Source organism: Streptomyces sp. NPDC002809, from assembly GCF_040295435.1.
GTDB lineage: Bacteria > Actinomycetota > Actinomycetes > Streptomycetales > Streptomycetaceae > Streptomyces.
In genome coordinates this window covers 49,116-58,399 of the sequence record NZ_JBEOVJ010000049.1, presented here as the reverse complement: position 1 = coordinate 58,399, position 9,284 = coordinate 49,116, and the positions used below count along the sequence as shown (strand labels likewise).

Genomic DNA, 9,284 nt, shown 5'->3' with positions numbered 1-9,284 from the left:
GGATGGTCTCGCCGTCGACCCGGGCCCTGCTGTACCCCTTGGTCTGCAGATCGGCACGCGGTCCCGGCTGCGCCGCCTCGTCGGCTACTTGAGGTAGACGAGTCCGTCGGTGGTGACGGTCGGGCGGCCGGACGTGCCGACCACGACGACCTTGACGGTGTGCTTCGCACTGCCGGCCCAGGTCTTGGTCCAGAGGGCGTCGCGGTACTTGGTGGCGGACGACTTCAGGTCGACGGTCGCCACCTTGGCGCCGTCGACGTAGATGTACGCCTGTCCCGATGTGGCGGCGCGGGAGACCACCCAGGCTGCTGACCGTCCGGTGAACGTCCAGGTGAGCGAGGCGTTCTTGGAGGCGCTGGAGTACGACTTGCCGCCCAGGTAGCTGCTCGACGACTTGGCCGTCCAGGCGCCGGACTTCGTGGCCGAGGACTCCTGCAGGATCACCGGGGTGGCGGAGACCGAGGCCGAGCCGGTGTTTCCCGCGTAGTCGTACGCGGTCAGCTTCCACGTGGTGGCGGCGGCGGACTTGGCCGTGTGCGAAGCGCTCGTCGTGGCCGGTCCGTAGACCTTCGCCAGCGGTGAGACCAGCCGCACCTCCTTGAGGGCCGCGCTGTCGGTGGCCTTCCAGCTCAGCTTCACGGGAACGGCGGCGGTGCTCACCGTGCCGGTCCGCAGACTCAGGGCGGGCTTGGTGGTGAAGGAGGGGGCCTTCGTCTCCGCGATGACGGTGGCGGAGGCGCTCGTCGAAGTCTTGCCCGAGAGGTGGGTGGCACGCACGGCCACGGTGTGCGTGCCGGGGGCGAGGGTGGCCTTGGCCGATGTGGACGTACCGGCCGTGGTCGCGACGGATTTGCCGTCGACCAGCAGCTCGTACCGCTTGATCAGCACGGCGGGCGTGGTGGCCGACCAGTTCACCGTGACGCCGGCCTTGGTGTAGTGCTTGCCGCCCGAGAGGCCCGTTCCGGTGAGGGACTTGACGGTCAGGCCGGTGACGGGGCCGGCGGCCAGGGTGCGGATGGTGGCGAGCTGCTTGTAGAACGCGTCACCGGGGCACTGGGTGTTGTAGCCGTCACGATGGCCGTGGATGACCGGGAAGGGCAGCTGCGCACCCTTGGCCCAGCTCTTGCGGAAGTAGTTGGTGCCCGCATCGCCCGCGGTGAGCGTGGTGGTGCCGGCGGGGTTCACACCGTACTGCCCCAGTTTCCATGCGGCGATCCGGGCGACGGAGACCAGCGCGGCCTGCGGCGGGGCGGTGTCGGTGTAGGTGCCCAGTACGGAGATGCCGACGGTCTCCGTGTTGAAGCCGTAGGCGTGGGCGCCCTGGACGGGCCGGTCGACGCCGCCCTTGCGGCCTTCGTAGACGGTGCCGCACTTGTCGACGAGGAAGTTGTATCCGACGTCTTTCCAGCCCAGTTGCTTGACGTGGTAGGCGTAGATGCCGCGCACCACTGCCGGGGCCTGGGCGCACGTGTAGGTGTTGGACTCGGCGGTGTGGTGGACCACCACCGCCTTGATCCTGCCCCCCGGCAGGTAGTCCGGTTCCTCCGGGCTGATCGACTCATCGGCACCCCACCCGGCGCGGGAGGTGATGGGCGGCCGCGGCATGGTGCTCGGCGGGGCTGCGGGGCCCGTGTCGGTCGGGGTCGGGGTCGGGGTCGGGGTGGGGGTTGCGGTCGCGGACGGCGAAGCGGACGGCGTACCCGACTCGGTGGGGGTCACGGAGGGGGAGGGGGACTCGCTCACCGGCGGCTCGGTGGAAGGCTCCTGGCCGGCGGTGTCCTGAGGGTCCGGGGAGACGCCGGACTGCGGATCGGACTCCGAGGGCGTGGCGGTCGGTGTGCCGGAGTCCTCGACGACGAAGGCCGCAGGCTCGACGGCACTCGTGCCACCGGTCCCCGGGTCGACCATGTCCAGCCGCAGACCGGCGGGCAGCCCGGCGGATGTCCGCCCGTTCGACGCCACTCGGGCCTCGACCCCGTCGGAGGGCCCTACCCAGGCCGGCTCGGTCCCGCCGCGGGCAGCCCCGTTCTCTCCCTGGCCGCTGTCCCCGTCCAGCCGCAGCCACGGCGACCACTTCCCGGTCGTCAATGAGCGGGTGCGTACTTCGACCCTGCCCGTGACACGGGCGTTCGGATCCGTCCAGGTCATGCCCAGCATGCTGAACCGCTCCGCGTCACGGCGTGCCAGTGAGGCACCCGTCCCGTCGTCGGCGTTCCGCAGCCGCACGGTCGACGCATGGGCGGCCACGGGCTTCGAATCGCTTCCCGCGACCGCGTCGTTGTCCGTATCGCCTGTCACTCCTTGAAAGATCAGGACCCCGGTCAGCCCGGTCACCACGGCCGCAGCCGTTCCCCATATCCGACGCCGCTTCACGCAGCCCCACCCCTCGTTCCTCACCCTGCGGCCCCACGCGGGGCACACATACTTCACAGGTTCTGCCAGAACGTACACCGCCGAGCGCCGGAGTCCTGATTCGGACCAGGGTTCGGAGTCGGTTGATCGAAGCGGGACAGCGGGACAGCGGGACAGCGGACAGCGGGACAAGGGATTCGGTTCGGCCTCGGGGGAGTGGCGGACTCCCCTGAGCGGCGGACTTCGCGTCGCCCGGGTCGCTCGGACTCCGGAGCCCCCTCCCGGCACTCGTACGGGCTCGATCCGCCCGCCGGGACCGGTCGTTACCATTCCCCGTGACCGAATCCCTGACCGAACCGGCGGAAGCGGCCGACGAGCCGGCTCCTCGATCCCGGATATTCGCCGACCTGACCCCGCTGCGCACCTCCCCCGACTACCGGCGGCTCTGGTTCGGGAACACGGTCTCCTGGGTCGGGCAGGGCATGACGTCGCTCGCCGTCTCGCTCCAGGTGTACGACCTCACCGGCTCCGCCTTCTCCGTCGGGCTCATCGGATTCTGCTCTCTCGTGCCGCTGGCCGTCTTCGGACTGTACGGCGGCGCCGTGGCCGACACCGTCGACCGGCGCAAGCTCGGTCTGGTCAGCGCCTTCGGGTCGTTCCTGCTGTCGGTGTCCCTGGTCGCGGTCACCGTGGCCGGAGTGGAGAAGGTCGGGCTGCTGTACGGGGTCGTCGCCCTCCAGGCCGTCTGCTTCGCGCTCAACTCGCCCGCCCGCAGCTCGATGATCGCGCGCCTGCTGCCGGCCGAGCAGCTGCCCGCCGCCAACGCGCTGAACTCCATCACCAGCACCACGGGCATGCTCGTCGGACCGATGCTCGGCGGGCTCATCGTCGGCTGGTGGGGGTACCGGGCCGCGTACGGCGTCGACGCGGTCACCTTCACGGCCTCGCTGTACGCGATGTGGCGGCTGCCCTCGATGCTGCCGGAGCGGGGCGAGAAGAAGGACGGGGACGCGAAACGTGCGTCCGTCATGGACGGGCTGCGGTTCCTCGGGACCCGGCCCACCCTGCGGATGACCTTCCTCAGCGATCTGTGCGCCATGGTGCTCGCCCACCCCCGCGCCCTCTTCCCCGTCGTCGCCGTGCTCTGGTACGGGGGCGACGCGAGGACCACCGGGCTGCTGGTCGCAGCCCCGGCGCTCGGGGCTCTGCTGGGCGGGGTGTTCTCCGGCTGGCTGGGGAGGATCCGGCGGCACGGCCTCGCGGTGCTGCTCGCCGTCGCGAGCTGGGGCACCGCCGTCGCCGTCTTCGGGCTGACCCGGCAGCTCTGGCTCGGGCTGGTCTTCCTGGCCCTCGCCGGTGCCGCCGACACCACATCCATGGTCTTCCGCAACACCATGCTCCAGGCGGCCGTGCCCGACGAGATGAGGGGCCGGCTCCAGGGCGTGTTCATCGTGGTGGTGGCGGGCGGACCGCGGCTCGGCGACTTCCTGGCGGGTTCCGTCGCCGACCTGACGTCCCCGGGCCTCGCCGTGACCGGCGGCGGGATCGCGTGTGTGGTCGCGGTGGCGCTGCTGGCACTGCGGTGGCCCGGCTTCGCGCGCTATGACGCGCGCGAACCCGGGGCCTGACCGGACGGGTCCGGGCGACCGGTCAGGAGACGTCCTTCAGCGTGGGCATGTCGCCCCCGGTGGTCGTGCCGTCGATCAGCGAGAACGTGGCGCCCTGCGGGTCGGTCAGCGCGGCGAACCGGCCGAACGGCATCGTCATCGGGCCGAACCGGAGCTCCGCCCCGAGCGACTTCGCCTTCTCCACCGCGGCGTCGCAGTCCGCGACCGTGAAGTACACGTTCAGATGCGGCGGCACCTCGGGCGGGAACTCCTCCGTCATCTTCATCCGGCCCAGGACCGGGTCCGCGCCCAGGTCGTACAGCCCGAAGTCGACCGCGTCGTCGTCCATCCGCTTCACCCCGTACCCGAAGACCGCGGGGAAGAAGGCGTCGGCCCTCTCCGGCTCACGGGTGAAGATCTCGGCCCAGCTGTACGCGCCGGGCACCGCCCGCGCCTCGAAGCCCTCGTGGGTGCCCGCCTGCCACACCCCGAAAGCCGCTCCGCCCGGGTCGCTCGCCAGCACCATCGTGCCGAACTCGCCGACCTGCATCGGCTCCACCAGGACCGTGCCGCCGTGCTCGCGGACCTTCGCGGCGGTGGCCGCCGCGTCCGGGGACGCGATGTACAGACACCAGGCGGCGGGTACGTCCTGGCCGGGCACGGGCGGCATCAGGGCGGCGACCGCCTTGCCGTCCACGTACGCCTGCGTGTAGTTGCCGAATTCGGGGAGCGAGTCGCCGTACGTCCAGCCCAGCACCTCACCGTAGAAGCGCTTCGCCCCTTCGAGGTCGCCGAACGTCGCGTCGGCCCAGCACGGTGTGCCCTCCGGTTCTGCGGCCATGACCGGTCATCTCCTCAGGTGTGAATGGCCCCTCTGACACGCTAGCCATCCCTCGCCTCCTCTGCGCGTCGGACACGGGTCAGTGCCCATCCGGCGGGTCCGCCCGGCCGACGGAACGGACCACCGAACGGGCGACACCGAGGTCCACCAGGTCCTGCGGGCGCAGTCGCAGCTGCTCGGCCGTGGCGTGCACCTGGTCCGGGGCGCGCTTCAGGATCGCCGCGGCGAGCTCCGGGGCGATGACGGAGAAGTAGCTGTCCGCGGTGACGTGGGTGCTGCCGGGCGCCGCCAGGGCCAGTGCCCCGCCCGAGCCCCCCTCGCCGATCACCAGGGTGGTGACGGGGACCCGGGCCGCCGCTATCGCCGCGAAGGCGTCGGCGATGGCCGCGCCCGCGCCGGCCCGCTCCGCCGCCGCGTCGTTGGCCGCGCCCGGGGTGTCGACCAGGGTGAGGACGGGGACCCCGAGCCGGTCGGCCAGCCGGATCACCCGGGCGGCGGTGCGGTAGCCGGCCGGCCGGGTCGCCGTGCCGCACTGTGCCACGTACGCGACCGGCTCCCCCTCGTGCAGCCCGAACCCGCAGAGCAGCCCCGGGTCCGTGCCGCCGCAGCGGTCCCCGCTCAGGGGGAGCCGCAGGGTGAAGTAGGCGTCCAGATACGCCTCGGCGTGCGGCCGGGCCGCGGACCGGGCCCGGAGCACGGCGTCCCAGCCGGTCCGGGGGAGCCCCGCCGAGGAGAGCGCGGCCGGGACCGGGGCGGGGGCGGGCGGGGCGTCGCGGCGGGCGAGCAGCCGGAGCCAGTGACCCACCGCGGCCGGCAGCTCGCCGGGCGGGACGACCGCGTCGATCTGGCCGGCCGCCAGCTGGCCCTCGGCGGTGTAGGCACTGGGGTCCGCGTCGGCCGGCCGCACCCGGGAACCGGCGAACCCCACCTGCGCCCCGGGCAGCGCCAGGATCACGTCGGCGCCCGCACCCAGGGTCGCCCAGCCGCCGCCGGTCGTCGGGTCGCGCAGGACCGCGAGCTGGGCCGGTCCGGCAGCCCGCAGCCGGGCCGACGCACGGGCCACCCGGTGTAGCTGGGTGAGCGCGATCATGCCCTCCTGCATCCGGCTGCCGCCCGTCGCGATGAGCGAGACGAGGGGGAGCCGCCGGGCCATGGCCTCCTCGTACGCCGCCTCCAGCCGGTCGCCCGTGCGCTGCCCGAGCGAGCCGCCGAGGAAGCCGAACTCGAAGGAGATCAGGACGCAGGGCAGGCCGCCGATCGTGGCGGTGCCGTGGACGACGGACTCCTGCTCACCGGTACGGGCGGCGGCCCGGGCCCGCGAGTCGGCGTAACCGGACCAGCCGAGCGGTCCGTCGGCCGCCTCGCCCGGGGCGGGCGCCCCGGTAAGGGCCGGGCCGTCGGTCCCGGCGGGTGTCCCGGACCGGGCGGGCGTCCCGGTCCCGGTGGGCGGTGCGGACTCGGTGAAGTCGGCCGTGAGGGCGGCGATCGCCGCCCGGGCCGTCAGCCGGTCAGCCATGGAGGGACCGCTTCATGATCTTGCCCAGGTCGTTGCGCGGCAGCGCGTCCAGGTAGCGGACCGTGCGCGGGCGCTTGTGCGGGGAGAGCTGGGCCGCGACATGGTCCGCCAGCGCGGCGGCCGAGGGAGGGGCGGCGGGATCGGCCGGCACCACCCAGGCGACGACCCGCTCGCCCAGGTCCGGATCCGGCTCGCCGGTGACGGCGGCCTCGCGGACGCCCGGGTGGTCCAGGAGCGCGTTCTCGATCTCGCCGGCACCGATCTTGTAGCCGCCGCTCTTGATGAGGTCGGTGGCCTTGCGGCCGACGATCCGCACGTACCCGTCGGGATCGAGTGTGGCCATGTCGCCGGTACGGAACCAGCCGTCGGCGGTGAGCGCCGCGGCCGTGGCGTCGGGGCGGTTCAGGTACTCGGTGAACAGGTTCGGACCGCGCACCTGGATCTCGCCGATGGACGCGGGGTCCGCGAGCGGGGTGCCGTCCTCCTCCACCAGGCGGAGTTCCACGCCGCGCAGCGGTGCGCCGACCGTACCGGGGCGCGGTTCGCCGTCGGCCCGCACGCCCGTGTTCATCAGTGTCTCCGTCATGCCGTACCGCTCGATGACCCGGCGGCCGGTCGCGGCCGCGATCCGTTCGTGGTCGTGGACCGGCAGGGCGGCCGACCCGGAGACCAGGAGCCGGGCACCCGCGAGGGCCTTCGCGAGGCCGTCCGACGCCGAGGGGTCCGCAAGCACGTCCGCCAGCCGGTGGTACATCGTCGGCACGCCGAACAGCATCGTGCCGCCGGTGCCCAGCTCCCGGGCCACGCCCTCGGCGGAGAACCGGCCGAGGTGGCGCACCGAGCCGCCCCGGCGCAGCGGGCCGAGGACGCCGAGGATCAGGCCGTGCACATGGAACAGCGGCAGCGCGTGGACGAGGACGTCGTCCCCGGTCCACTGCCAGGCGTCCTCCAGCGCGTCCAGCGAGGCGGCGATCGCCCGGCGCGGCAGAACGGCTCCCTTGGGCGGGCCGGTGGTGCCGGAGGTGTACACGACCAGGGCGGGGGACTCGGGCGACGGTTCGGCCAATCCCGCACCGGCGGGCGAGGAGCCCCCGTCCGTGGTCACGTCGAGCCGTTCCAGCGCGGCCAGGGCGGGCGGCAGCACGTCGGAGGCCGAGGCCAGTACCGTCGTCGGTGTGCTGTCGGCGACGATGTGCGCCAGTTCCCGTTCGCCCGTCTTCGGGTTCAGCGGTACGGCGGGGACCCCTGCCCGGAGCGCGGCCACCACCGCGATCACGGTCTGCGCGGTGGGTGTGGCCCACACCGCGACCCGGCCCGCGTCGGCGATCCGGGCCGCGAGGGAGTCCGCTGCGGCGGCCAGCTGTGCGTAGGACAGGGAGACTTCGTCGAAACGGACGGCTTCGCGGGCGGCCGCCGGGGCGGCCGCGTCCTGGAGTGCAGGCAGAAGTGGCATCACCCTGCGAACCCTAAGGGCTGTCCCGTAATCCCTGGCGGGCGCGCGACGACGGCTACGGCACCTCGCCACGTTGTCGGAACGTCCGAATACATCCGGGATGCGGACGCTCCTCCGCCTTGCGATGCACCGCATCCGACGCCGCGCGCTGATCAACCCGGATTACGGGACAGCCCTCAGGGCCTCTCGTTCCGGCTCCGAAGGGTGCTCAGGCGTCCCGCTGGATGTTGCGCATCCGCCCGTACGCGTACACACAGCCCGCCAGCGCCAGGTCGGACAGCAGCATGAAGCCGATCGAGTAGGAGCCCTTCGAGCTGTAGATCGCCCCCATCACCAGCGGTGGCACGAAGCCGCCGAGGCCGCCCATCGCGCCGACGATGCCGGTGACGCTGCCCACCTTCGCCTGCGGTGTCACCTGCGAGACCAGGGCGAAGACGCTGCCGCTCGCGGTGCCGAGGCCGGCCGCCATGATCAGCAGGGCGATCGTGCCGCCGGGCATCAGCTTCGGGTCGAACGCCTGGACGATGGCCATCAGGGCGGCCACGCCGAGCGCCGCCGAGGACACCAGCGCCGGGTGCATCCGGTCCGAGAGCCAGCCGCCGATCGGCCGGAAGATGACCGTGACCAGGGCGAATCCGGCCGCCTTCGTGCCGGCGTCGGTCGGCGAGAGGTCGTACCAGGTCTTCAGGTACGTCGGCAGATAGACGCCGAACGCGACGATGCCGCCGAAGCCGATCGCGTACAGCGCCGACAGCTCCCAGGTGACCCGCAGCCGGCCGGCCGAGCCCAGCCGGTGGGCCAGCGAGTCGGCCGGCACCTGGCGGCCCGGACGGTCGTTGACCAGAACCGCCGCCAGCGCCGCGTACACCACGAGTGCGCCGGCGACCACGAGGAACGGCAGGTTGTCGCCGTGCTTGGCGATCCGCGGGGTGAAGTAGCCGGACAGAGCGACGCCGCCCATGCCCATACCGAACACACCGAGCGCGAGGCCGCGATCGGCGGGCGGGAACCACGAGTTGACCAGGGGGATGCCGATCGCGAACGTCGTTCCGCCCAGCCCCAGCAGAAAGCCCACGACCAGCATCGCTCCGTAGGAGTCCCTCGCCGGGATCAGCAGCAGCACCGGCAGGACGGTGAGCGCCGAGACCAGCGGGAACATCAGCCGCGCACCGTACTTGTCGGTGAGCGCACCCACCGGGATGCGGCCCAGCGAGCCGACGAGCACCGGCACGGCGACCAGCAGGGACTGCTGGAACGAACTCAGGCCGAGCCGGTCCTTGTAGTCCGCGGACATGGGCGCGATCAGGTTCCAGGCCCAGAAGGTGAGCCCGAAACCGATCGTGGCCATGACGAGGTTGCGGTAGGCCGCGCCGGAGGGCTTCTCGGCGGCCGGAGCCGGTGACTGCTTGGTTGTGGTGTCCACACGGTCAGTCAAGTGGGGAAGGGGGGGCCGAGCCCGTCGGGTTACGCCGAACGGGAGCCCGCGACAGCGGGCCGGCCAGGGGTTGCCGACGT

General features: G+C 72.7%; 6 protein-coding genes. 1 reads left to right on the top strand and 5 read right to left on the bottom strand.

Features of this window, described 5'->3' with window-relative positions; genetic code table 11:
- Positions 1–84: 84 nt before the first annotated feature.
- Positions 85–2,325, bottom strand: a complete 2,241-nt coding sequence (locus ABT025_RS25795) for a peptidoglycan recognition protein family protein (RefSeq protein WP_350999007.1) — start codon at positions 2,323–2,325, stop codon at positions 85–87.
- A 362-nt stretch (positions 2,326–2,687) separates the two neighbouring features.
- Between ABT025_RS25795 and ABT025_RS25790 the strand changes: the two genes are divergently transcribed.
- Positions 2,688–3,980, top strand: a complete 1,293-nt coding sequence (locus tag ABT025_RS25790) for an MFS transporter (protein WP_350999002.1) — start codon at positions 2,688–2,690, stop codon at positions 3,978–3,980.
- Positions 3,981–4,002: 22 nt separating this feature from the next.
- Here the strand turns inward: ABT025_RS25790 and ABT025_RS25785 are convergent, their stop codons facing one another.
- From ABT025_RS25785 to ABT025_RS25770, 4 genes are all read right to left on the bottom strand, one after another.
- Positions 4,003–4,800 (bottom strand): VOC family protein, encoded by a 798-nt coding sequence (locus ABT025_RS25785; protein ID WP_350998999.1) that lies wholly within the window; start codon positions 4,798–4,800, stop codon positions 4,003–4,005.
- A gap of 79 nt (positions 4,801–4,879) precedes the next feature.
- Positions 4,880–6,316 carry a carboxyl transferase domain-containing protein gene (locus ABT025_RS25780; RefSeq protein WP_350998997.1) on the bottom strand — a complete coding sequence of 479 codons (1,437 nt, stop codon included), beginning with the start codon at positions 6,314–6,316 and terminating at the stop codon, positions 4,880–4,882.
- Complete coding sequence (locus tag ABT025_RS25775) at positions 6,309–7,769, bottom strand: acyl-CoA synthetase (RefSeq protein ID WP_350998994.1); 1,461 nt, start codon at positions 7,767–7,769, stop codon at positions 6,309–6,311. The genes ABT025_RS25780 and ABT025_RS25775 overlap by 8 nt, the downstream gene beginning before the upstream one ends.
- Before the next feature lie 208 nt (positions 7,770–7,977).
- Positions 7,978–9,192: an MFS transporter gene (locus ABT025_RS25770; protein WP_350998991.1), complete on the bottom strand. Its 1,215-nt coding sequence runs from the start codon at positions 9,190–9,192 to the stop codon at positions 7,978–7,980.
- Positions 9,193–9,284: the final 92 nt, after the last annotated feature.